Annotated in this window: 21 protein-coding genes and 1 pseudogene; 11 read left to right on the forward strand and 11 right to left on the reverse strand. The window is 50.7% G+C overall.

Features of this window, described 5'->3' with window-relative positions; translation table 11 throughout:
* Nucleotides 1-61: 61 nt before the first annotated feature.
* The 7 genes from hisS to ABLV11_RS21480 all read left to right on the forward strand — a co-directional run bounded on the left by hisS (nucleotide 62) and on the right by ABLV11_RS21480 (nucleotide 6,091).
* A complete protein-coding gene (gene hisS, locus ABLV11_RS21450) occupies nucleotides 62-1,336 on the forward strand; it encodes a histidine--tRNA ligase (RefSeq protein ID WP_004104483.1) in 1,275 nt (424 codons plus the stop codon).
* 34 nt (nucleotides 1,337-1,370) lie between these two features.
* On the forward strand, nucleotides 1,371-1,991 hold the full coding sequence (locus ABLV11_RS21455; RefSeq protein ID WP_004104480.1) for a YfgM family protein: 621 nt from the start codon (nucleotides 1,371-1,373) through the stop codon (nucleotides 1,989-1,991).
* Nucleotides 1,992-2,001: 10 nt separating this feature from the next.
* Nucleotides 2,002-3,180: an outer membrane protein assembly factor BamB gene (bamB, locus tag ABLV11_RS21460; protein WP_126489423.1), complete on the forward strand. Its 1,179-nt coding sequence runs from the start codon at nucleotides 2,002-2,004 to the stop codon at nucleotides 3,178-3,180.
* 114 nt (nucleotides 3,181-3,294) lie between these two features.
* Complete coding sequence (gene der, locus ABLV11_RS21465) at nucleotides 3,295-4,773, forward strand: ribosome biogenesis GTPase Der (RefSeq protein WP_004104476.1); 1,479 nt, start codon at nucleotides 3,295-3,297, stop codon at nucleotides 4,771-4,773.
* Nucleotides 4,774-4,929: 156 nt separating this feature from the next.
* Entirely contained in the window at nucleotides 4,930-5,307 is a 378-nt protein-coding gene (locus tag ABLV11_RS21470) for a TonB family protein (protein WP_126489422.1), read from the forward strand.
* Nucleotides 5,308-5,364: 57 nt separating this feature from the next.
* Entirely contained in the window at nucleotides 5,365-5,757 is a 393-nt protein-coding gene (locus ABLV11_RS21475; RefSeq protein WP_126489421.1) for a cell envelope integrity TolA C-terminal domain-containing protein, read from the forward strand.
* A 118-nt stretch (nucleotides 5,758-5,875) separates the two neighbouring features.
* Nucleotides 5,876-6,091, forward strand: a complete 216-nt coding sequence (locus ABLV11_RS21480) for a zinc ribbon domain-containing protein (RefSeq protein ID WP_004104473.1) — start codon at nucleotides 5,876-5,878, stop codon at nucleotides 6,089-6,091.
* Here the strand turns inward: ABLV11_RS21480 and ABLV11_RS21485 are convergent.
* The 3 genes from ABLV11_RS21485 to xseA form a co-directional block, all read right to left on the reverse strand.
* A complete protein-coding gene (locus ABLV11_RS21485; protein WP_064372896.1) occupies nucleotides 6,088-6,432 on the reverse strand; it encodes a protealysin inhibitor emfourin in 345 nt (114 codons plus the stop codon). The genes ABLV11_RS21480 and ABLV11_RS21485 overlap by 4 nt on opposite strands.
* Nucleotides 6,429-7,457, reverse strand: a complete 1,029-nt coding sequence (locus tag ABLV11_RS21490; protein ID WP_004104471.1) for a M4 family metallopeptidase — start codon at nucleotides 7,455-7,457, stop codon at nucleotides 6,429-6,431. Before ABLV11_RS21490 ends, ABLV11_RS21485 begins: the two co-directional genes overlap by 4 nt.
* A gap of 81 nt (nucleotides 7,458-7,538) precedes the next feature.
* Nucleotides 7,539-8,912 (reverse strand): exodeoxyribonuclease VII large subunit, encoded by a 1,374-nt coding sequence (gene xseA / locus ABLV11_RS21495; RefSeq protein WP_004104470.1) that lies wholly within the window; start codon nucleotides 8,910-8,912, stop codon nucleotides 7,539-7,541.
* A 158-nt stretch (nucleotides 8,913-9,070) separates the two neighbouring features.
* Here xseA and guaB point away from each other — a divergent pair, with 158 nt between their 5' ends.
* Together guaB and guaA are read left to right on the forward strand one after the other, a co-directional pair.
* Nucleotides 9,071-10,537 carry an IMP dehydrogenase gene (gene guaB / locus ABLV11_RS21500; RefSeq protein WP_014230355.1) on the forward strand — a complete coding sequence of 489 codons (1,467 nt, stop codon included), beginning with the start codon at nucleotides 9,071-9,073 and terminating at the stop codon, nucleotides 10,535-10,537.
* 68 nt (nucleotides 10,538-10,605) lie between these two features.
* Entirely contained in the window at nucleotides 10,606-12,183 is a 1,578-nt protein-coding gene (guaA, locus tag ABLV11_RS21505) for a glutamine-hydrolyzing GMP synthase (RefSeq protein ID WP_004104468.1), read from the forward strand.
* Between the two features lie 159 nt (nucleotides 12,184-12,342).
* Here guaA and ABLV11_RS21510 read toward each other — a convergent pair whose 3' ends face one another.
* From ABLV11_RS21510 to ABLV11_RS21540, 7 genes are all read right to left on the reverse strand, one after another.
* Entirely contained in the window at nucleotides 12,343-13,047 is a 705-nt protein-coding gene (locus tag ABLV11_RS21510) for a fimbria/pilus periplasmic chaperone (protein WP_004104466.1), read from the reverse strand.
* Between the two features lie 173 nt (nucleotides 13,048-13,220).
* Nucleotides 13,221-14,393, reverse strand: coding sequence for a fimbrial protein (locus tag ABLV11_RS21515; protein WP_126489420.1), 1,173 nt, complete (start codon nucleotides 14,391-14,393; stop codon nucleotides 13,221-13,223).
* 21 nt (nucleotides 14,394-14,414) lie between these two features.
* Nucleotides 14,415-15,113 (reverse strand): LuxR C-terminal-related transcriptional regulator, encoded by a 699-nt coding sequence (locus ABLV11_RS21520; protein WP_126489419.1) that lies wholly within the window; start codon nucleotides 15,111-15,113, stop codon nucleotides 14,415-14,417.
* 113 nt (nucleotides 15,114-15,226) lie between these two features.
* Nucleotides 15,227-17,761, reverse strand: a complete 2,535-nt coding sequence (locus tag ABLV11_RS21525) for a fimbria/pilus outer membrane usher protein (protein WP_126489418.1) — start codon at nucleotides 17,759-17,761, stop codon at nucleotides 15,227-15,229.
* A 46-nt stretch (nucleotides 17,762-17,807) separates the two neighbouring features.
* Entirely contained in the window at nucleotides 17,808-18,539 is a 732-nt protein-coding gene (locus ABLV11_RS21530; protein WP_004104459.1) for a fimbria/pilus periplasmic chaperone, read from the reverse strand.
* Nucleotides 18,540-18,586: 47 nt separating this feature from the next.
* Nucleotides 18,587-19,147, reverse strand: coding sequence for a fimbrial protein (locus ABLV11_RS21535; protein ID WP_004104458.1), 561 nt, complete (start codon nucleotides 19,145-19,147; stop codon nucleotides 18,587-18,589).
* Nucleotides 19,148-19,320: 173 nt separating this feature from the next.
* Nucleotides 19,321-19,764: a hypothetical protein gene (locus ABLV11_RS21540; protein WP_004104457.1), complete on the reverse strand. Its 444-nt coding sequence runs from the start codon at nucleotides 19,762-19,764 to the stop codon at nucleotides 19,321-19,323.
* A gap of 519 nt (nucleotides 19,765-20,283) precedes the next feature.
* Here ABLV11_RS21540 and ABLV11_RS21545 point away from each other — a divergent pair.
* The gene (locus ABLV11_RS21545; RefSeq protein ID WP_023321420.1) at nucleotides 20,284-21,069 is read left to right on the forward strand and encodes a winged helix-turn-helix domain-containing protein; all 786 of its coding nucleotides are present in this window, start codon (nucleotides 20,284-20,286) and stop codon (nucleotides 21,067-21,069) included.
* Between the two features lie 184 nt (nucleotides 21,070-21,253).
* Nucleotides 21,254-21,532 carry a hypothetical protein gene (locus ABLV11_RS21550; RefSeq protein ID WP_032704728.1) on the forward strand — a complete coding sequence of 93 codons (279 nt, stop codon included), beginning with the start codon at nucleotides 21,254-21,256 and terminating at the stop codon, nucleotides 21,530-21,532.
* A 201-nt stretch (nucleotides 21,533-21,733) separates the two neighbouring features.
* Here ABLV11_RS21550 and ABLV11_RS21555 read toward each other — a convergent pair.
* Nucleotides 21,734-22,473, reverse strand: a pseudogene (locus ABLV11_RS21555) (cell envelope biogenesis protein TolA); the annotation flags it as partial.

The raw sequence follows: 22,473 nt of genomic DNA on the forward strand, positions 1-22,473 counted from the left end.
TGATTGAACCTGCGGGCGCGAGGCGCCGGGGTTCATTTTTGTATATATAAAGAGAATAAACGTGGCAAAGAACATTCAAGCCATTCGCGGCATGAACGATTATCTGCCGGGCGAAACCGCTCTCTGGCAGCGCATTGAAGGCTCACTGAAGCAGGTGCTTGGTAGCTACGGTTACAGCGAAATCCGTATGCCGATTGTAGAGCAGACCCCGTTATTCAAACGCGCTATCGGCGAAGTGACCGACGTGGTTGAAAAAGAGATGTATACCTTTGAGGACCGTAACGGCGATAGCCTGACCCTGCGTCCGGAAGGTACGGCGGGTTGCGTACGCGCCGGCATCGAACATGGTCTCCTGTACAATCAAGAACAGCGCCTGTGGTATATCGGGCCAATGTTCCGCCACGAGCGTCCGCAAAAAGGCCGCTATCGTCAGTTCCACCAGATTGGTGCGGAAGCGTTCGGTCTGCAGGGGCCGGATATCGATGCCGAGCTGATCATGCTGACCGCCCGCTGGTGGCGTGAACTGGGGATCTCCAGCCACGTTGCCCTTGAGCTGAACTCTATCGGTTCACTGGAAGCTCGCGCCAGCTATCGCGACGCGCTGGTGGCTTATCTTGAGCAGTATAAGGATAAGCTCGATGAAGATTGCAAACGCCGCATGTACACCAACCCGCTGCGCGTGCTGGATTCTAAAAACCCGGAAGTTCAGGCGCTGCTGAACGATGCGCCGACGCTGGGTGATTATCTTGACGAAGAGTCCAAAGCGCACTTCGCCGGGCTTTGCGCGCTGCTGGACGATGCCGGTATTCGCTATACCGTGAATCAGCGTCTGGTGCGCGGTCTCGACTATTACAACCGCACCGTGTTTGAGTGGGTTACCACCAGCCTCGGCTCACAGGGAACCGTCTGTGCCGGTGGGCGTTATGACGGTCTGGTTGAGCAGCTTGGCGGTCGCGCAACGCCTGGCGTCGGCTTTGCGATGGGGCTGGAACGTCTTGTTTTACTGGTTCAGGCAGTGAATCCGGAATTTAAAGCAGATCCTGTTGTCGATATATACCTGGTAGCCTCCGGAACTGACACCCAGTCCGCAGCAATGCGTCTGGCTGAACAGGTACGCGATGCGTTACCCGGCGTTAAGCTGATGACCAACCACGGCGGCGGCAACTTTAAGAAGCAGTTTGCTCGCGCTGATAAATGGGGCGCTCGCGTTGCGCTGGTGCTGGGCGAAGCAGAAATCGCTGACGGAAACGTGGTAGTGAAAGATTTACGCTCAGGTGAGCAAACTACCGTAACGCAGGATAGCGTTGCCGCGCATTTGCGCACACTTCTGGGTTAATTTCCCGGGAAACATTAGTCAGGAGAAGGACTGCGTGGAACTTTACAATAACGAAAACGATCAGGTCGACGCGCTGAAGCGCTTCTTTGCTGAAAATGGCAAAGCGCTGGCCGTTGGGGTGATTTTGGGCGTTGGCGCGCTGGTTGGCTGGCGCTACTGGACCTCCCATCAGTTGGATACCGCCAGAGGCTCGTCTCTGGCTTATGAAAATGCGATTTCCGCGCTTAAAGCGGATAAACCAGAGGCGCTGAACGCGGCGCAGAAATTTGCCGCCGACAGCAAAAACACCTATGGTGCGTTTGCTTCTCTTGAGCTGGCGCAGCAGTTTGTTGAGAAAAACGATCTGCAGAACGCTGAAAAGCAGCTTCAGCAGGGGCTTGCCGCTGCTTCTGATGATAACCTGAAATCGGTTATCAATATGCGTCTTGCTCGCGTACAGCTACAGCTTAAGCAGCCTGATGCCGCGCTGAAAACCCTGGATGCCGTGAAAGGCGAAGGCTGGACCGCGATTGTCGCCGACCTGCGCGGCGAGATCCTGCTGAGCAAAGGCGATAAGCAAGGGGCGAAAGCGGCCTGGGAAGCGGGCGCGAAAAGCGATGCTTCGCCGGCGCTCAGCGAAATGATGCGTATGAAAATAAATAATTTGTCCATCTGAGAGGGACTCGATGCAATTGCGTAAATTACTTTTGCCAGGGCTGCTTTCCGTTACCTTATTGAGCGGTTGTTCGCTGTTTAACAGCGAAGAAGATGTGGTGAAAATGTCGCCACTGCCGACGGTGGAAAACCAGTTTACGCCGTCCACGTCCTGGAGCACCTCCGTTGGCGGCGGTATTGGCGAATTCTACTCTAACCTGCACCCGGCTTTTGCTGATGGCGTTGTGTATGCCGCCGATCGTAAAGGCACCGTTAAAGCCCTGAATTCAGGCGACGGCAAAGAGGTGTGGTCGGTTAACCTGGCCGAGAAAGACGGCTGGTTCTCCCGCGCGCCTGCGCTGCTCTCCGGCGGCGTGACCGTCTCGGGTGGCCATGTGTATATCGGTAGCGAAAAAGCGAAAGTTTACGCGCTGAATACCAGCGACGGCACCGTCGCATGGGAAGCAAGCGTAGCGGGTGAAGCGATTTCCCGTCCGGTCGTCAGTGACGGTATGGTGTTGATTCACACCACTAACGGTCAGCTGCAGGCGCTGAACGAAGCTGACGGCGCGGTGAAATGGACCGTTAACCTGGATATGCCAGCGCTCTCTCTGCGCGGCGAATCCGCTCCGGCTACCGCATACGGCGCAGCGATTGTGGGCGGCGATAACGGTCGCGTCAGCGCGGTGCTGATGCAGCAGGGGCAGATGATTTGGCAGCAACGTATCTCTACCGCCACCGGTCCGACGGAAATCGACCGTCTTAACGACGTCGATACGACGCCGGTTATCGTGAACGGTGTGATTTATGCGCTGGCCTATAACGGCAACCTGACGGCTTTGGATCTGCGCAGCGGCCAGATTATGTGGAAACGCGAGCTGGGTTCAGTGAACGATTTCATCGTCGACGGCAACCGTATTTACCTGGTTGATCAAAACGACCGTCTGCTGGCGCTCACCACCGACGGCGGCGTGACGCTGTGGACGCAAAGCGATCTACTGCACCGTCTGCTGACGGCGCCTGTGCTGTATAATGGCAACCTGGTTGTTGGCGATAGCGAAGGCTATATGCACTGGGTCAACCCGGAAGATGGCCACTTTGTGGCTCAGCAGAAGGTAGACAGCTCAGGCTTCCTGACCGATCCGGTTGTTGCTGACGGCAAACTGCTGGTTCAGGCGAAAGACGGTACGCTGTACGCGATTACGCGTTAACAACAGCGGTAGTCTATTTTTGAGAAACGGCCCCTGGCAGACAGGGGCCGTTTTGGCTTTTTTAAAAACGCCGTGAAAATGGCGTTGTATCGATTTTAGTATGAGGCATTTAACATGATACCTGTGGTCGCGCTTGTCGGGCGCCCTAACGTTGGAAAATCCACGCTTTTTAACCGCTTAACGCGCACTCGCGATGCGTTGGTCGCGGATTTTCCGGGGCTGACTCGTGACCGTAAGTACGGTCGTGCTGAAGTGGAAGGCCGCGAATTTATCTGTATCGATACCGGCGGGATCGACGGTACCGAAGATGGCGTAGAAACGCGGATGGCGGAACAGTCGCTGCTGGCGATTGAAGAAGCGGACGTGGTGCTGTTTATGGTCGATGCGCGGGCGGGCCTGATGCCGGCGGACTCGGCAATCGCTAAACATCTGCGCTCCCGCGAAAAGCCGACCTTCCTGGTGGCAAACAAAACTGACGGCATCGATGCCGATCAGGCGATCGCCGATTTTTGGTCGCTGGGGTTAGGCGAGATTTATCCTATCGCCGCTTCACACGGTCGCGGTGTCACCAGTCTGCTGGAGCACGTCCTGCTGCCGTGGGTTGATGAGGTGAACCCGCCGGAAGAAGTGGACGAAGACGCGGCATACTGGGCACAGTTTGAAGCCGAGCAGAACGGCGAAGCAGTTGAAGAGCCGGAAGAAGATTTTAACCCACAGGATCTGCCGATTAAGCTGGCGATAGTGGGTCGCCCGAACGTGGGTAAGTCAACGCTCACCAACCGTATCCTGGGCGAAGACCGCGTAGTGGTCTACGACATGCCCGGAACGACCCGCGACAGCATCTACATCCCGATGCAGCGCGACGAGCGTGAATACGTGCTGATTGACACCGCCGGCGTGCGCAAACGCGGTAAGATCACCGATGTCGTCGAGAAATTCTCGGTGATTAAAACCCTGCAGGCGATCGAAGACGCCAACGTGGTGCTGCTGGTGATTGATGCGCGGGAGGGGATTTCCGATCAGGATCTCTCTCTGCTGGGCTTTATCCTCAACAGCGGTCGCTCGCTGGTGATTGTCGTTAACAAATGGGACGGCCTGAGCCAGGAAGTTAAAGAGCAGGTGAAAGAGACTCTGGACTACCGTCTGGGCTTTATCGACTTTGCCCGCGTGCACTTTATCTCCGCGCTGCACGGTAGCGGCGTAGGCAACCTGTTTGAATCCGTGCGCGAAGCGTACGACAGCGCAACCCGTCGCGTGGGTACCGCTATGCTGACCCGCATCATGACCATGGCTGCCGAAGACCATCAGCCGCCGCTGGTGCGCGGTCGTCGCGTGAAGCTGAAATATGCCCACGCCGGGGGTTATAACCCGCCGATCGTGGTTATTCACGGTAATCAGGTTAAAGATCTGCCGGATTCGTATAAGCGCTACCTGATGAACTACTTCCGTAAATCACTGGAAGTGATGGGCACGCCAATTCGCATTCAGTTTAAGGAAGGGGAAAACCCGTTTGCCAACAAACGTAATACTCTGACGCCTAACCAGATGCGTAAGCGTAAGCGCTTGATTAAACACATCAAGAAAAGCAAATAAGCTATCCGTCAGCATTAAAAATATAAAGCCCGCATCCGTCGGGCTTTTTTATTATCGGCCACCGATCATGCGCAGAATAATAAACTCGCTTGAGGCTGCGTTATAAATGTGAGAAAAACCAGGGAGGATAAATATTTTTGTGACAATGAGGTCAGAATGAAAAGCTTCTTAACTCTCCTGATGCTGTTTCTTTTTCCCATAGCCTGTACCGCTGAATCACAACCTGTTGAACCGCGCGTTAAGCCTGCTTATCCCGCGAAAGCCGCAAAAAAAGGGATACCGGGTCAGGTTAAAGCGCAATTTGACGTTGACGAGAATGGGCGGGTGACTAACGTTCAGTTATTAAGCTCCGATCCCACCGGAATGTTTGATAATGAAGTCAGGGCCGCAATGGGAAAATGGCGATACGTTAAAGGGAAGCCTTCCAGCAATAACATCATTACCATTCATTTCACGCCGGGGCCGTGTTCCGTTGAGGTGCCAGCGCCAAATCAGCCCGGCAGTATTCGAAGCGGTGGCGTCCCTTTTCGCTAAGATGAATGCACGTGAAATAACGAAGGGACAATCGAAATAAACGCCGGGAACAGGGATATGAAAAAAACAATCGTGATGTTCGCTTTGGTCATATTAACCAGCAGCTGTACGCCGTTTCATCCTGCTGACTGTCATAAAACCTCAGCGCTTGGGAGCTGTAGCTCTGGACGATTCAGCGATGATGATGAATATGGCAGGCAGGCGAGATCGATAAAAGAGTCTATTGATTCCCGATTATCCAATCGCTACGGCTGGACGGGGAAAAAATGCACGATCCATGTGAGTTTCAGCTATGAGGGGAAACTGAATAGCATCACAACGAGTGAAGGTAATAAAAAATATTGCGCTGCGCTGATTGATGCCGCTAAACGGGCCACCTTCCCGCCGTTCACCGATAAGCAGGTGTACGACGCTTTTGCTGAGTCCCGGTTCAGTATGCAGGGTGAGTAAAATAAACGCGGCGATCCGCCCGGGAGCGAATAGTCTGCTGGAGTTCAGTGGCTGGCAGCAGCCACAGATTGTGCAACCGTGATAAAATAAAGCCACATACCCGTCGTCAGGAGTCACCATGGAATTTGATTGCCCCGTGTGCCATGCGCAGCTTGCTGTGCAGGGCAATAGCGCCCACTGCGCGCATTGCGCGAAAGAGTATGTTGTTGAAGCCCGCTGCCCGGACTGCCACAAGCCGCTGGAAGTATTAAAAGCCTGCGGCGCGGTAGATTATTTTTGTCAGAATGGCCACGGGCTGATTTCAAAAAAACGCGTCGAGTTTGTGCCGGTTTAATTTTTATCGCTGACGCAGCTTTCACCGTCGCGCCAGAGTTCAACCAGTGATTCTGGGGCACGCTCCTCCGGGATGAGAATAATCAGGCTGTGGCAGTGCTGCTCGCTGACGATCTGAATGCGAAAAAAACGCTGATCGCCGCTGCCCGGCGAGTCGGGCTGCCCCGGCGGCTTGCCCAGCGGTAGCGATTGTTGAAGAATTGAAGCGATCCGCTGCTTCTGTTGCTCGTTGAGCTTCGCAACCACAATCTTACGCATTCCACTGAGCGCCGGGATCCAGGCGACGCCCCCCTCGCGAGCCAGCTCAATAATCGCATCATCGCTAAGATCGGCAAGATTCATAGCACCACTCCGACGCGCCCCCAGGCTTGAGTAATGGCATCAGCGATCTCTTTGCCAAAACGTTTTTCGCCATGGCGAACCGTGAGCCTGGCAAAGGTTGAAAAATCAGCGTCTTTTGCCAGAGAGTTATCACACACCGCGTCATACCAGGCGTGGCCCGCTTTTTGCCACGCAAAACCGCCGATCGCGCGGGCGGCGAGATAAAAGGCGTGATTAGGAATGCCGGAATTGATATGTACGCCGCCGTTATCCTGCTGGGTATGCACAAAATCTTTCATGTGAGCGGGCTGCGGATCTTTGCCAAGGATGGGGTCATCGTAAGCGGAGCCGGGCTGAGACATAGAGCGCAGACCTTTGCCGTGAATGCCTTTCGCGAGCAGTCCCTCACCTATTAGCCAGTCCGCCTTGTCCGCCGTTTGCTGGCGCTGATATTGTTTGACCAGCGAGCCAAAGACGTCCGAGAGTGATTCGTTAAGCGCGCCGGATTGTTCGAAGTAGATAAGACCGGCTTCGCTCTCCGTCACGCCATGGCTTAGCTCGTGCGCGACGACGTCAATGGCGATAGTAAAGCGATTAAAAATCTCGCCATCACCGTCGCCAAATACCATTTGCTGGCCGTTCCAGAACGCATTTTGATATTCGTGGCCATAGTGGACGCTGCCGGTGAGCTTTAGCCCGCGGTTATCCAGAGAATCGCGCTGGTAGCTCTTCCAGAAAAACTCATGGGTGATGCCGAGATAGTCATAGGCTTCATCAACGGCCACATCACCGTTGGAGGGCTGCCCCTCAAAACGGACCTGCGTTCCCGGTAGTTCCTGGGTTTGCCCGGCATCGTAAATGTCGCGCTCAAGCTGGCCCGGCGTGGTGACATGGGGAGCAGCGGGGCGTCCGGGAACATGCGCCATCAGGGACTGAACATGGCTGAGGGTATTCTGCGCGCAGCGCTGCTGCTGAAGCGAGCCATGGTCGACAATGCGGCGTAAAATATAGGGTGGAATCACATAACGAGGATAAGCAACAGGCATATCACGCTCCTTAGCCGGATAGAACCGTTTAAAAAGGGCATGAGAGCAGTATAGTTATCCCCGGTTGAAAAGGCAGAATAATCAGGCTTTTTTACGGGAGCGCGTTTTCTTCGCCGGCGTGATGTTTTTCACTTCGCTCTCCACCCAGCCATCGTTCAGGCGGGTAGTGAGAAGGTCTCCCTCGCGTACCTGTTTGGTCTGCTTCAGCACTTTGCCGTCGCTGGCGGAAGTCACGCTATAGCCGCGGGCGAGCGTCGCCAGCGGGCTGACGGCCTCCAGATGCGTGACCATATTGCCGAAGCGCTCGCGCTGCTCGCCGAGGCGGCTGCGGATATTTTCCGCCAGGCGATATTCCAGCTGTTGAATACGGCTCTGGGCACGGTGAATACGCGGCTGCGGATTTTGCTGATTCAGACGCTGCGTAGCGCGCTGCTGGCGCTGATCGGCGCGCTTCATCTGCGTCTCAAGAGCGAAACGCATGCGCTGACGCAACCTTTCCAGCTCCGTTTGCTGGCGAGCAAGGCGCAGCTGAGGATGCTGCTGCTGCAGGCGGTGAAATATCTGGGTAAAGCGACGATGGCGGTTGGCAAGGAAGTAGTCCATCGCCATCTCAAGACGCTGCTGTCCTGACTGGAGCTGGCGCAGCAGCTCCAGCTGGTTACGGCTGACCATTTCTGCCGCCGCGGAAGGCGTTGGCGCGCGCAGGTCGGCGACGAAATCGGCAATAGTGACGTCAGTTTCATGGCCCACGGCGCTGACGATGGCAATCGGACTGGTAAATATCGCCCGCGCCACCCGCTCGTCGTTAAAACTCCATAAATCTTCCAGCGAACCGCCGCCGCGTCCGACGATAAGTACGTCGCATTCGCGGCGCGCGTTGGCCAGTTCAATTGCGCGAACAATCTGCCCCGGTGCGTCTTCGCCCTGAACGGCGGTCGGATAAATAATCACCGGCAGGGAAGGGTCGCGACGCTTGAGCACCTGTAAAATATCATGCAGCGCGGCGCCGGTTTTAGAGGTAATGACGCCTACGCAGTGCGCAGGGGAGGGAAGCGCTTTTTTATGCTGCTGATCGAACAAGCCTTCCGCCGCCAGGGCGGCCTTCAGCTGTTCATACTTCTGCTGAAGCAGTCCTTCGCCCGCAGGCTGCATGCTCTCCACGATAATCTGATAATCGCCGCGCGGCTCGTAAAGGGTAATGTTGGCGCGAACCAGCACCTGCTGCCCGTGCTGCGGACGGAAGGTCACCCGGCGGTTGCTGTTGCGAAACATTGCGCAGCGCACCTGGGCGTTATCGTCTTTTAAGGTAAAGTACCAGTGACCGGAAGAGGGCTGGCTGAAATTGGAAATCTCGCCGCTGATCCATACCTGGCCCATTTCACGTTCCAGCAGCAGCCGGACCGACTGATTGAGGCGGCTAACCGTGTAAATTGAGGGGGATTGAGATGGCAACATGTGAGCAAGATCAAATTCTAAATCAGCAGGTTATTCAGTCGATAGTAACCTGCTGAGAGGGGATCGCAAGTATTATTTGCAAAAAAGGGTAGATGCAATCGGTTACGCTCTGTATAATGCCACGGCAATATTTATCCACCCTGGTCGAGATATTGCCCATGCTACGTATCGCTAAAGAAGCTCTGACGTTTGACGACGTCCTCCTCGTTCCCGCTCATTCAACCGTTCTGCCAAACACCGCCGATCTCAGCACCCAGCTGACGAAAACCATTCGCCTGAATATTCCTATGCTCTCCGCAGCAATGGATACCGTGACGGAAGCGCGTCTGGCGATTGCCCTGGCACAGGAAGGCGGCATCGGTTTTATTCATAAAAACATGTCTATCGAGCGTCAGGCGGAAGAAGTTAAGCGCGTGAAGAAGCATGAGTCCGGCGTGGTTACCGACCCGCAGACCGTTCTGCCGACTACGACTCTGCGCGAAGTTAAAGAGCTGACTGAACGTAACGGTTTTGCTGGCTATCCGGTTGTGACCGAAGACAATGAGCTGGTCGGCATCATTACCGGCCGCGATGTGCGTTTCGTCACCGACCTGAACCAGCCGGTTAGCGTATATATGACGCCGAAAGAGCGTCTGGTTACCGTTCGCGAAGGTGAAAGCCGCGAAGTGGTCTTTGCCAAAATGCATGAAAAACGCGTTGAGAAAGCCCTGGTTGTGGATGACAGCTTCCATCTTCTCGGCATGATCACCGTTAAAGATTTCCAGAAAGCGGAACGTAAACCGAACGCCTGTAAAGATGAGCAGGGTCGCCTGCGCGTTGGCGCAGCGGTTGGCGCGGGCGCGGGTAACGAAGAGCGCGTTGATGCGCTGGTTGCCGCGGGCGTCGATATTCTGCTGATCGACTCTTCTCACGGTCACTCTGAGGGCGTATTGCAGCGTATTCGCGATACCCGCGCAAAATATCCTGACCTGCAAATCATCGGCGGCAACGTGGCGACCGGCGCGGGCGCACGTGCGCTGGCGGAAGCCGGCTGCAGCGCGGTGAAAGTGGGTATCGGTCCTGGCTCCATCTGTACGACGCGTATCGTGACCGGCGTGGGCGTTCCGCAGATCACCGCCGTTTCTGACGCGGTTGAAGCGCTGGAAGGCACCGGTATTCCGGTTATCGCTGACGGCGGTATTCGTTTCTCCGGCGATATCGCGAAAGCGATTGCCGCAGGCGCAGCCGCCGTCATGGTCGGTTCGATGCTGGCGGGTACCGAAGAGTCTCCGGGCGAAATCGAACTCTACCAGGGGCGTTCTTACAAATCTTACCGCGGTATGGGTTCCCTTGGCGCGATGTCTAAAGGCTCCTCCGATCGCTACTTCCAGACCGATAACGCCGCCGACAAACTGGTACCGGAAGGTATCGAAGGTCGCGTCGCCTATAAAGGCCGTCTGAAAGAGATTATTCACCAGCAGATGGGCGGACTGCGCTCCTGTATGGGCCTGACCGGTTGTGGTACCATCGACACCCTGCGGACCAAAGCGGAATTCGTGCGCATCAGCGGCGCGGGTATCCAGGAGAGTCACGTTCACGACGTGACCATTACCAAGGAATCCCCGAACTACCGCATGGGCTCCTGATTTTCATCGCCCGGCCACGCGCCGGGCGATTTATTTAACCTGTATCACTTGCCTCGGAATTATCGTCAATGACGGATAACATTCATAAACATCGTATTCTTATCCTGGACTTCGGTTCTCAGTACACCCAGCTGGTTGCGCGTCGCGTTCGTGAATTGGGTGTCTACTGCGAACTGTGGGCATGGGACGTGACTGAAGCTCAAATTCGTGAGTTCAATCCTAACGGCATCATTCTTTCCGGCGGCCCGGAAAGCACTACCGAAGATAACAGCCCGCGCGCGCCGCAGTATGTCTTCGAAGCTGGCGTGCCGGTCTTTGGCATCTGCTACGGTATGCAGACCATGGCGATGCAGCTGGGCGGCCACGTTGAAGCCTCTAATGAGCGTGAATTTGGCTACGCGCAGGTTGAAGTTCAGACCGATAGCGCGCTGATCCACGGCATTGAAGATGCGCTGAGCGCGGACGGCAACGCTATGCTGGACGTCTGGATGAGCCATGGCGACAAAGTCACCGCCATCCCGTCTGACTTCGTTACCGTTGCCAGCACCGAGACCTGCCCATTCGCCATTATGGCCAACGAAGAGAAGCGCTTCTACGGCGTGCAGTTCCACCCGGAAGTGACCCACACCCGTCAGGGCCTGCGTATGCTGGAGCGTTTTGTACGCGAGATTTGCCAGTGTGAAGCGCTGTGGACCCCGGCCAAAATTATCGACGACGCCATCGAACGTATTCGTCAGCAAGTGGGCGACGATAAAGTCATTCTCGGCCTCTCCGGCGGCGTGGACTCGTCTGTTACCGCAATGCTGCTGCATCGCGCTATCGGCAAAAACCTGACCTGCGTCTTCGTGGATAACGGTCTGCTGCGTCTTAATGAAGCTCAGCAGGTTATGGATATGTTCGGCGATCGTTTCGGTCTGAACATCGTTCACGTCGAAGGCGAGGCGCGTTTCCTGGCTGCGCTGGCGGGCGAAAACGATCCGGAAGCGAAGCGTAAAATCATCGGCCGCGTGTTTGTTGAAGTGTTTGACGAAGAAGCGCTGAAGCTGGAAGACGTGAAATGGCTGGCGCAGGGGACTATCTACCCTGACGTGATCGAGTCCGCGGCATCCGCAACCGGCAAAGCGCACGTCATCAAATCTCACCACAACGTGGGCGGCCTGCCGAAAGAGATGAAGATGGGCCTCGTTGAACCGCTGCGCGAGCTGTTCAAAGATGAAGTGCGTAAGATTGGCCTCGAGCTGGGCCTGCCGTACGACATGCTGTACCGTCACCCGTTCCCGGGCCCGGGTCTGGGCGTGCGCGTGCTGGGCGAAGTGAAGAAAGAGTACTGCGACCTGCTGCGTCGCGCGGACGCGATCTTCATTGAAGAGCTGCACAAAGCTGACCTGTACAACAAAGTGAGCCAGGCGTTCACCGTATTCCTGCCGGTGCGTTCCGTCGGCGTAATGGGCGATGGCCGTAAGTACGACTGGGTGGTCTCCCTGCGCGCAGTTGAAACCATCGACTTTATGACCGCTCACTGGGCGCACCTGCCGTACGATTTCCTCGGCCGCGTGTCCAACCGCATCATCAATGAAGTCAACGGTATCTCCCGCGTGGTGTATGACATCAGCGGTAAGCCGCCGGCTACCATTGAGTGGGAATAAAATTTATTCTTTGCGGTAATTGAATAAAAATAATGCCATTAATGATTTCTTACCTCATTAATGGCATTTTTTATGGAGTGTGAAAAGTATGGGCTAGCGCTACAAGGTGATAAGCGTACGTTTTCGCCGATGGTTTGTGAACGATAACGGATTTCAATATTAGGGGATGATCTGCTGCGCAAAGGAATTAATCGCTCCCTCATCACTAATATAAGATGGATAAATCGTCGCGAGGTGCTTCTTCATGGGGAAAACGCTCTTTCCTCCCGGTGCAATCATCCCTCCGTTGGCAACCACTGTTTTCCCTTCTTTATCCTCGGTGATATTCGCCAGGGAGACAAAGTACGGGGTAGGATTTGAACCTTCAATTCCACCATTGACCTTTTTCCAGATGATTGACTTTCCTGCCTGATTGGCGCTGCCGGCTAATCCCTGCGGGCGGTAAAAAATTTTAATTCTTGAACGAACCGCCATTTTTAGCTGGTTTTTATTGTCTTTTTTCGTCGCCGGAATTTCCAGCACGTTTAGCCAGAATAAGGATTCTTTATCACCGGGCAGCTTTTCTCCCGTATATATCATGCGCAGCGTCTGGCCTTTACCGCCGTTGATGCGGTTAATAGGAGGAGTAATCGTAAAGGGCGCTTTGGCCGTCTCCGGCGTGGCATTAGGGTCCCCGGCGTCAATCCAGACCTGTGCGAGAGCCGGCTTATCTCCAACATTATCAATTTTTACCGTTACTTCACGCTCTTTTTCCGGATAGACGAAGCGGGTTCCGGTGATGACAATATCGGCTAAAGCAGAACTTATCCCGCAAAAAGCGAAGATGATTATCATGATATGACTGTAAATTATTTTTCGAGGCATAATATATTTCTCCCTTATAAACTATAGCGTGCAGACTAATGCTAAATCGTAAGATTATCCTTCATTGTTACGCTTTATCGTGCCTCAGTTTTAATGGGTAAAATTTAAAAAAGAAATTTTACCCACCATATTAAAAAAGAGACGAATATGACTTTACTTTCCTGAAGCTACCGTCACAAATAGGTAATAGTAAAAATGACGGAACCATTAGCTGGCCCTGCCGTGACGTTGGTATCAGACTGAACATAGCGAGCTTTTAGCGGGATGGTATAGGTGGCGTTATCTTGTTGTGTAAGATTGGTCAGGTTAAAGCCGCCGGAACCATCCAGCGGTATGCTGCCGGATATATTTCTTTGTGATAATTCAATGCCGACACCGGTGGCTGCATTGGCTCCAGAATCCAGTTTGGCCAGTGAAGGGTTGCCCTCGATGACGCCGTTAGCGCTTTTAAAGGTAATAGAGACAACGTTTTCGGCATTGGAACCGGTAAGTTTGTCCGTGTTTTCATTATAGGTGTAATTGCCATAACCATAGAATGGTGGGCAGCCCTGCAGGACGATATCAAAATCCTTCCACTCGGTAACCGTTCCCGGGCTGGTAAAATCACCGACCGCATGATTGTCAAGATTCACATCAATATTGGACGTTACCAGCTGGCATGTTTTGGTGTGGATCATTGTTGAACCCACGAAATTCAAATTGACAAAAACATTGTTTATAATGAAAGGGGAGTTTGAGCCAGAGGTAATCTGAAATGTTGGAAAGGATGAACCATCAACCTGCTGAGTACCTCCTGCAATAGGACCAGTCTTGATAAGTTCTATGGTTACTTTCCAAAATTGGCCCATACCTTGGGTAAGAGTGCCATAGCCTATACTTTGACTTCTCTCCCAAATGTGAGGGAAAGAAGTATAATCTACCTCTATCCCGGAAAGATAAAAAATAGCTCCAATACCGGAAACGTTGGTTGGGAATATATCTTTACCACCTGACCTCACTGCCGGACCCGATGGTGCGGATATAACCTCAGTTTTTGTATATGCGTTCATTGTGTATGGCCCGGATGCAATATCTTCAAGCTCAACGGTACATGCGAATGATGTAGTTCTGCTGGCAGTTCGATAGTCCTGGCGATATAAAATTTTACCTACCGGAACGTCTTCACCGACGGTGGATATTCCGAGACCAACAACGGGGATTGAAATGTTATCGGTATATAACTCTGTGAATTCACAATGAAGAGCCTGGGCCTGAGATGTGAATATGCAGGCCAGACCGAGGCTCAGGTATTTTACCGGCCGGAATTGTGTTTTAAAAAAACGAACGACAGTTAATAACACTTTCATTTAAACCCTCACAAATTACCATCAGTGCATATCATGTTCAACCGGATTCGGGAGAAACGGTAAACGTCCATTGTTAACCAGAGAGGCGTTATCGCCGGTGGCTTGAGTGCTTTCCCTGAAAGTGTAATACTCAACGAATTCACAAAACTTCAGCATCATATGCAAATCTTTTTTATTCGTTAATCTCATCTTCTTCATTAAATTGGTTCTCGACTGATATACCGTTTTTTTGCTTTTACCCAGTGCGAGAAAAATTTCATCCATGCCGTATCCCGAAATTAAAAAAAAGAACAGCTCCTTTTCGGAAAAGCTCAGAGAGGACAGCGGGTTACTCCTTGTTAACGAGTGCTTTTTCTGCCCGACGCTGTTGATAATATGCAGCAGCGCTTTCTTTATTTTACTGACCGAGCCGCACAGCGGCAGGAAGGGGACCCGGCCAAACTTCATATCGGTTAAGGAAATGAAAACGTAATAATCTGCCCTGATAATTTCTTTGTAAATTTTATACCAGGCACCTCTTTGGTGATAAATGTATTCGGTATCGATAAGTGCCACTCTGAAATGTTCAGGCTTGTTAATAAAAGCAGGGTGATACCCTGAGCGCACCTTCTTATCGCCCGCCGTACATTCCACTATTAACGACTCGAGGGCCTTTTTCAGGTATACATTCTGGGTCAGAACGTTGACTTCGGTGGTCTGTGTAAGGTGATTGATAATCATAATGTCATCCCTGTCGGAAATTAAACGGCCGTACCGCCATGCGCGAATGAACAAGGAACCCAACGCCGTGACAATCAGGTCTGGCAGCGTGGTGCTGGTTTTTCATTTCTTTTTTATTTGCACGTTTCGGTCAACTTTCTGAACCCTGACGGTTTCTCATCGTTGACCCGATAGGTTATCCGGCACTGTTCATTATCCTTGCTGCCCCACTTCACGGTCAGCTGGCCGGCGGCGGCTTCGGTCAGCGCATATATTTGTCCCATCTGCCCAACGTTGCCGACGCTGGCTCCGGATGCATCAAATACTTCCGCGCCGAAAGGTAAGGGCTCGCCTTGCAAATTTTTCGCACTGATAAGCAGCGGGATCCCTTTACGGGTATTGAAAACAACCTTGCTGACTGCGCCCCAGTGAGGTGCGACCTTCTCGGTGGTATTGCTCAGCTCGACTTCCTGTGACAGCCCTTTCGGGTCAATACTGACCTCGTTCATTTCATACGGTGTCAGGTACGGAATAGCCGCGTGTCCAAAGCGGTCAATTTTCAGCCCCGGATAGCCGCCGACTTTGGCGCCTTTCGCATCCTTCGCCTCGACCACGGCAAAGGTGTCTCCCGTATAAGGCGTGGCCACCACGCCGTTCTGCCAGGCAATCACCGTCCCGCTGGCGGCCAGGCTGGTGTTCTGGTAATGCTTGCCGGCGCCATAGCTGGCCGTCAGATGGCTGTAAGGCGTGCGCCATCCGCCGCTCGCGGTCATGCTGCTGCCGGTGCCCTGGTTATAGTTCGCCGCCGTCATCCCGTAGTTATACTGGTTATCCTCCCCGTAGGTGCCGGAAAGGCCCAGCTGTTCACCCATGCGACCGTTGCCGCTTTTGTTCAGACTGGCGGTGAGCATCGGCACATGCTTCTTATCGTATCCACCCAGCGGGGTGGAAATGTTCAGCAGAAAGTTGTTTTCCATTTTTCCGCTGTAGTTTCTGACGCGTCCTGCGCTGAGGTTATAGTTAACCCGGCCGAAGTTATTGCTGTAGCCCATTTGATACTGAATGTCAGACTTACCGTTGTTCCAGTAATCCTGGGTGTACCCGGTGACATACAGCTGTCCCCATCCCGGGCCAAGCCCCTGGTTCATCGTAATATTCAGGCGATTTTTGGGACGCCATATTCCGGAGGCCAGACCGCCGCGTTTTTCTTCATCAATGGCGCGCATTGCGGTCTGGAAGTCGTAATATCCGGACGTGGAGAATCGGTACGCTGCGATAGTCAGGTTACTGTCCGTATCCGGTAAATACTTGCTGTAGCTTACCTGGTAGCTCTGGCCGCTATTCGCAGTATCGTCTGTAGTTTTCAGGTGTACGCGCGCCTGGGTGACATCGACAGAAAAAGCGCCGATAGCCGTGCTAATAGCCATACCTAGCTGCACCGCATAGTAGGCGGCGCCGCTGCCCTGGATCCCGGTGTATCCGGTCAGGATATTCGACAGGCCGCGCTGATAGGTCGCCTGATACAGCGTTGGGTTAAAGGAAAGGCTGGGATCGTTCAGTCGTCCTGCCACCACATCATAGCGGTGCGCGCCCGGGCGCAGAAGCTGGGTCACCGACGCGTAAGGCACCTGGAAGCTCTGCACGCTGCCGTCGGCTTCCGTGACCTTCACGTCAAGATTGCCGCCGTAACCGGTGGGATACAAATCCTCAATCACGAAAGCTCCGGGCGGTACTGTGGTTTCATAAATGATGCGATCGTTCTGCCGTACGGTTACCCTGGCATTGGTACGCGCGATACCGCGGATATCAGGCGCATAGCCGCGGCGGGACTGCGGCAGCATCCTGTCGTCGCTGACCAGCTCAACGCCCCGGAAAGGGAGGGTATCAAAGAGCTGCCCCCCGGTGGAGGTTTCGCCAAGCAGCACCCGGCCGAGGATGGATGAGATATCTTTTTGTACGTAATTATTGATGGACTGATACTGGCCGCCGTTGCTTTGCTGCCAGCTGTAGTTACCATCATGGCGGAAATACCAGCCACCAATATTCAGTCCGCCGTTGAGGCCAATATAGGAGGATGTGTAATCCCTTCCGTGTGAGCGGGTGGTGTAAGTGCTGGCGTTATAGCCCAGTAGGGCCGCAGGAATACCGGTATCCCATAATGCCGGGCTGACATAACCGCGAGCCGTGTTACGCAACAGGGCCTGTGGGATTTCGACATCCAGCCGCTGCGTGGAGGAGTCATAGATGATGCTGACCCCGGGTAATAATTCTTCAAGGTTATAGCACGCACGATTCTCCCGCAGAGCGGTGGTAAAAGAGGCCGGGACCTTATCGAAATTCAGATTGAGATTTTTAATCAGGCCGGCAGTGATACACGGGCGCACTTTTTTATCCGCCTGCTCGGCAAATAAAACCGGGCTCTGAGTGACTGATTCACCGTTAACGAAAATATCCGTTGACCATGTTCCGGGCGTGGCGGAGCCGCCATTTTCAAAGCGCGATAAATCGATTTTTTCTTCACCCGAGGTATTCAGGAAAATGGGGTCAAAAGTAAGATTGTCTTCATTCGCGGGAGACGATGAAAGCGATGTTGCAACGACCTGCCGCGGGGTCATAATTGCAGCCATGACAGCGATGGCAATCAATGAATATCCAAACTGAAGACGCATGACTTTATTTCCTCATGGCTGAAGCGGTAAAAAATATAAAAAGGGCTTATAAGGTGTATTCGACTTTTCTGAGTGCGCCCCAGTCATTCACATATTCATAAATCAGTAATGAACCTGCGCCGGCGTTTACGGATTTCGGTAAATTAAAGGTATAGCTGCCCATTGGAGGAACCATTTCGCCTTCAACCGAGCCATTTTTGCCGGCGTTTTTCAGCGAAACGGACACCAGCGAAATAAAATAGGGCGAGGAGTTGGATGCAATCAGTTTTCCCCCGGATACAGTCCACTTAATTTTTTCAGCCGCTTCGGTGACTTTTGCTCTGTCAGTGAGGCCGGCCGGGCGGTAAAACAGTTTTATTCGGGTACGAAAAGCCACCTGCAGTTTATTTAAACTGTCGTCTTTTTTGGATGCCGGCACCTCAAGAAGATTCAGCCAGTAAACGGACTCCTTGTTTTGCGGCAGGGCCGGTGAGCCGGTATAGCTGATTCTGAGAGTCTGACTTTTATCGGCATTAATACGGTTGATCGGCGGCGTCAGAGTAAAGGGCGTACGGATGCGATCCGGCCTGGCATTCATATCACCCTCATCAATCCAGCTTTGTACCAGAACCGGAAGCGTGCCGGTATTCGTCAGTCTGACAGACACTTCCTTTTCATTTCCGTTGTAGATCACGCGCGTCCCGTTAACGATAACGCTGGCCAGGGATGACCATGACGTCACCGCCGCAGCGAGGCAGGCTACCGTTGAGAGTGTTCGGATGAGAGATGAAGGTCTCATTGGGGGCTCCTTGTGACAGGGGGAGAGTCTCCCCCTGATATTCCTGATTACTTGTACTGCAGGTTATAAATGACGCTGCTGGTGACGGTACCTGGCGTGGTCTGGGCATTCGCGAAATATTCGACAGCGTATGGCAGCAGAGCGGTACCGTCGGTATTGATATCGACATAAGCCATGCCATCAACCTGATCGGTGTTACCGATGTTAATCGGCGCATAGCTGTTGGAGGCGTCGAGCAGACGCAGATCAACGTTAGTGGCGCTACCGCCAACGTTTTTCAAACGACCGGTGCTGAGGTCAACGGTGTTACCCGGCTGGAAGAAAGCGGCTACTTTGGAGTGGCCGCCTTCGGTACCGATAACGCAGTCAGAGATATTCATATTGAAAGAGGTCCGTCCGGTGGTGTCGCCGCTGGCAGTCAGCTGGTTTACGCCGACGGTCGGCAGGATGACGGTTGCGTCGGAGCCCTGGCCATTGATATCCACTTCGCAGGTTGTGTCGGTCAGTTCACCGTTAAAAGTAATGGTCCCCGTGGAAGCAGCCTGGGCGGAAAATGCTGCGAGAGCGAAAACAGCAAAGATTGAGGTACTAACAACTGACTTTTTCATAAAATTATCCTTAATTGATTACTTTTGGTTTTACATGATTTCGACGAAATACATCGCCACAGCATCATGAGTACTGTGTCTCTCTCGGAGAGGAATTTAGAAAAAATAGCTTTATCAAGGTTGTGTAAACACAACTTTAAAAGATAATTCGCCGCTGTTTAACTTACATATATCTATATGTTCTGGTCATGTTTTTCTGGCTTAGCAGTCTCAAACATCTCAAAGTGAGAGTTGTTGAGGGCGTAACATAACAACATTCCAATTCTCACGTTGGAAATTAAAAAACCATTGTTATTTACTCTGTAGATAATAAAGCGGCTGAAACCACACTTTGCCAAAGTTTTTTTTAGCGAGTTAATGGCCTGCCACAGCCGCTGCTTGTTACACTTGAGGCCATAATTCTCAAAAACATCCCGCATTATTTTTTCATCTTCAATCATTCTTTCGTTTGAATGATTTAAGATATAAGAAAGCAGTCGCGCCATTGTTGGCCGCAGACGAATGCTGATGCCTGTCAATGTATTTACTAATAAGGCAGGTGATATCCTGAACTCTAGATTATCCCCAATGCAATATCCATAAAGGTGATGATCTAATTTTCTTGGGTTTTGCGTCATTGAAAATGATCTCCTTTTACCTTTGCCTTATCCGTGTTGTGGCATTCTATATGTTAAAAATGATTAATCAATCAGACATATATGTGATGATTAATGGCTGCTTACTGATTAATGTTTGGTTTTAAAATCTGTTTTTTTCTTCTTTATTGGTTTTTTTGTCTTTTTCGTGCGTTCCTCATCATTAATATCATCCATATTTAGATACTAAGTAGTTAACACTCTGCGTAAGATATTTTTATATTACGTTTTCGGTATGAATCAATTATAGGGAGCCGTTTGATAAATTTAAGATTTTTCATTTGAGGAACTTATTCATAAATAAAAAAAATGTGTTATGAAAGTGAAACTAACTTATGCTTGATTAAAAATGATTAAAATCAAGTGGTTGATAAAAATTGTGAAGGTATTGGTTTTGTCTTATATAATCTAATTGAAGGTTTTTTGTATGTTTCCTAATGGTTGTTACTTAATATGTAACTTTATTGTTGTTGATTTGGATTTGAGGTGTTGATATTTTGTATGCAGAATATTTATGTACTAAATGATTCAGTTATATTTTGGCCAGAACAGAATCTTTTGTCGTGCGTGTCTGATAGTAGTAAAAAAGTGCAATTGACAGGCCCCTCAGCTCGCTGCCTGGAGTTATTGATTTCCAGAAAAGATCTGGTGCTACAAAATGATTTCTATGAGTATGCCTGGCAAGGAAGTGGATTTATCCCGTCTCCTAATACTTTGTATCAGAGCATATCTGTCATTCGTCGGGCATTCAGAGAGATATGTGAAAATGAGACTGATTATATTCTAACCGAAACCAGGAAAGGTTTTCGACTAAACCCAACGGTAACCGTGTTGGCTAAAATGCAGGATTATAACGAGGATGACAGTGAAAAAAATGAGAATGGGACAGATGCACCAGAACAAACTGTCGAACCCGTGATTTATCAAAACAGAAAGCTAACTCACTTTACAACAATGGCTTTTATACTAATCATCATGATGATGTCAGGCACATTAACTTTTGAAATATATGGTACACAAACCAGAGGCTACAAATTCTTTGAAAACTACAGCGGCCCAGTTTTTATGCCCGGGAGTACGTGTAAGTTTTTTCTATCCCCGAAAAATGGCAAAGACCGATTGTCTATTTTGAACCTGTCATTTTTGAAATGTCAGCATCAATATTTCGTTTATGTAACTATACTTCCCTATTCGCCTGATATCTCAGTTATTTCGTGCGACAGAGCTATTGATTTGAGACCAAAAAAATGTGAAGTCATGGATTTGAGAGATGAAAATGTATTTTAAAAATAGCAGAATTATAATCTTAGTTACTGTTTTGATATCAATTATTATTCCGGTGATGGTGTTTTTTTATGTCAACTACAAAAGCACTCATTTTCGATGTGATGCTACATATTCGGCGAGGAAATCTGGTAAGCTTCTGGTTTCTAAAAGCAGCCTTGTTATTAATGGCAGGCACGGTACTATAATGATGGATGGACGTATTACTGATGGCAATGCAAATGTGTATTTTTTTAAACTGAGAAATTATCTTGAAATTGAAAGAAATAACTTTTCCTATAACTTTACCTCACAAAAAGTGTTAATTTTACCGGAAAGCTTAAATCATTCGAAAGTGCTGAGTGATTTTCTTGCTGATGTATTAATTAAAGAAGGTGTAAGTACCTTTTTTTACCTTTATCCTTTAAACGATAATTATGTTATTACAAGTGGTAATATGCCGATATTTTTTTGTATAAAGCACTGATGTGGTCGATAGTAGAAATGATCGCTAAGTGTTATTAGTTCATCTGATGTGATAATTAATTATGGCAGAGAATGGAGGTTGATAAAAACGGCTGGCAGAGGACATGGATATGCCACCGCAGCCGCTTGTGATATAAAAAAACAGGAAATATACATACCAATAAGCAGGATGCTTTTACTGATGATTTCCTGTATATATTTTCTACTTTAACATAAAGGTTATCGATACCAGACTTTCCGGTGACACGCCATCAGGTACGTTTTTATATAAGATATCTGCCTTGCCATACAGCGTCATTGCACCACCTTTACCACCCTCTGAAACGACTTTTCTAAGCAACGGATCACGGATTTGATTAAAATTAACATTAGTATTCATGGTGTTAAGTATAGGCTTGCCGTTCAGGTTTTTCTCCAGCATATCGAATGTTACTATCTCATTCTCACTGTATTTTTTCGATGTCGATTTATCGGTAACTAAAAATGAACCATTTGCAAGTACTTCATATTTCTTCTTGTTAATTAATTTAAGGATCTTTTTAGCATAGTCGCTATTAATGCTTTGCACGATTCGATCAATTTTGACCACATTTTCCATTATCTCTGATTTATTTATTTTGAGTGATTTATTGAAAGCATCATTCATACCGTCAATCATCAATGAAGGCGCGAGTTTAATGTTGTTTTTAGTGATTTTTTCAAATTCAGCGTTAATTTTATCATAATAAAAAACACCCAAGGAATATGAGTTTTTGCCTTCGGGGGTTTTTAATAAATTGGTTTTTAAAATAGCTGACTGCTGCGAACTTTTTTCCAGGCTGGCCAGCTTATTAGCGGCCTCGGCAAGCTGTTTACGTGTAGCCTCAGATTCGCTGAGCAGGCGGGCGTTTTCCTGGCCCAGAGAGCTCAGTTCTTTTTTCTGACTGGCGGCGGAGAGTTCGT

The organism is Klebsiella sp. GW_Kp181 (genome assembly GCF_040062315.1).
Taxonomy (GTDB): domain Bacteria; phylum Pseudomonadota; class Gammaproteobacteria; order Enterobacterales; family Enterobacteriaceae; genus Klebsiella; species Klebsiella oxytoca.

What these genes read in the sequence shown, in the direction of transcription:
- ABLV11_RS21540 (WP_004104457.1), bottom strand. Translation starts at nt 19,764, where the DNA reads ATGACGCAAAACCCAAGAAAATTAGATCATCACCTTTATGGATATTGC.
- guaA (WP_004104468.1), top strand. Translation starts at nt 10,606, where the DNA reads ATGACGGATAACATTCATAAACATCGTATTCTTATCCTGGACTTCGGT.
- ABLV11_RS21520 (WP_126489419.1), bottom strand. Translation starts at nt 15,113, where the DNA reads ATGATTATCAATCACCTTACACAGACCACCGAAGTCAACGTTCTGACC.
- ABLV11_RS21535 (WP_004104458.1), bottom strand. Translation starts at nt 19,147, where the DNA reads ATGAAAAAGTCAGTTGTTAGTACCTCAATCTTTGCTGTTTTCGCTCTC.
- ABLV11_RS21475 (WP_126489421.1), top strand. Translation starts at nt 5,365, where the DNA reads ATGAAAAAAACAATCGTGATGTTCGCTTTGGTCATATTAACCAGCAGC.
- ABLV11_RS21480 (WP_004104473.1), top strand. Translation starts at nt 5,876, where the DNA reads ATGGAATTTGATTGCCCCGTGTGCCATGCGCAGCTTGCTGTGCAGGGC.
- ABLV11_RS21515 (WP_126489420.1), bottom strand. Translation starts at nt 14,393, where the DNA reads ATGAAAGTGTTATTAACTGTCGTTCGTTTTTTTAAAACACAATTCCGG.
- ABLV11_RS21525 (WP_126489418.1), bottom strand. Translation starts at nt 17,761, where the DNA reads ATGCGTCTTCAGTTTGGATATTCATTGATTGCCATCGCTGTCATGGCT.
- ABLV11_RS21550 (WP_032704728.1), top strand. Translation starts at nt 21,254, where the DNA reads ATGATGGATGGACGTATTACTGATGGCAATGCAAATGTGTATTTTTTT.
- ABLV11_RS21545 (WP_023321420.1), top strand. Translation starts at nt 20,284, where the DNA reads ATGCAGAATATTTATGTACTAAATGATTCAGTTATATTTTGGCCAGAA.
- ABLV11_RS21510 (WP_004104466.1), bottom strand. Translation starts at nt 13,047, where the DNA reads ATGCCTCGAAAAATAATTTACAGTCATATCATGATAATCATCTTCGCT.
- ABLV11_RS21530 (WP_004104459.1), bottom strand. Translation starts at nt 18,539, where the DNA reads ATGAGACCTTCATCTCTCATCCGAACACTCTCAACGGTAGCCTGCCTC.
- xseA (WP_004104470.1), bottom strand. Translation starts at nt 8,912, where the DNA reads ATGTTGCCATCTCAATCCCCCTCAATTTACACGGTTAGCCGCCTCAAT.
- ABLV11_RS21490 (WP_004104471.1), bottom strand. Translation starts at nt 7,457, where the DNA reads ATGCCTGTTGCTTATCCTCGTTATGTGATTCCACCCTATATTTTACGC.
- ABLV11_RS21470 (WP_126489422.1), top strand. Translation starts at nt 4,930, where the DNA reads ATGAAAAGCTTCTTAACTCTCCTGATGCTGTTTCTTTTTCCCATAGCC.
- der (WP_004104476.1), top strand. Translation starts at nt 3,295, where the DNA reads ATGATACCTGTGGTCGCGCTTGTCGGGCGCCCTAACGTTGGAAAATCC.
- ABLV11_RS21485 (WP_064372896.1), bottom strand. Translation starts at nt 6,432, where the DNA reads ATGAATCTTGCCGATCTTAGCGATGATGCGATTATTGAGCTGGCTCGC.
- guaB (WP_014230355.1), top strand. Translation starts at nt 9,071, where the DNA reads ATGCTACGTATCGCTAAAGAAGCTCTGACGTTTGACGACGTCCTCCTC.
- bamB (WP_126489423.1), top strand. Translation starts at nt 2,002, where the DNA reads ATGCAATTGCGTAAATTACTTTTGCCAGGGCTGCTTTCCGTTACCTTA.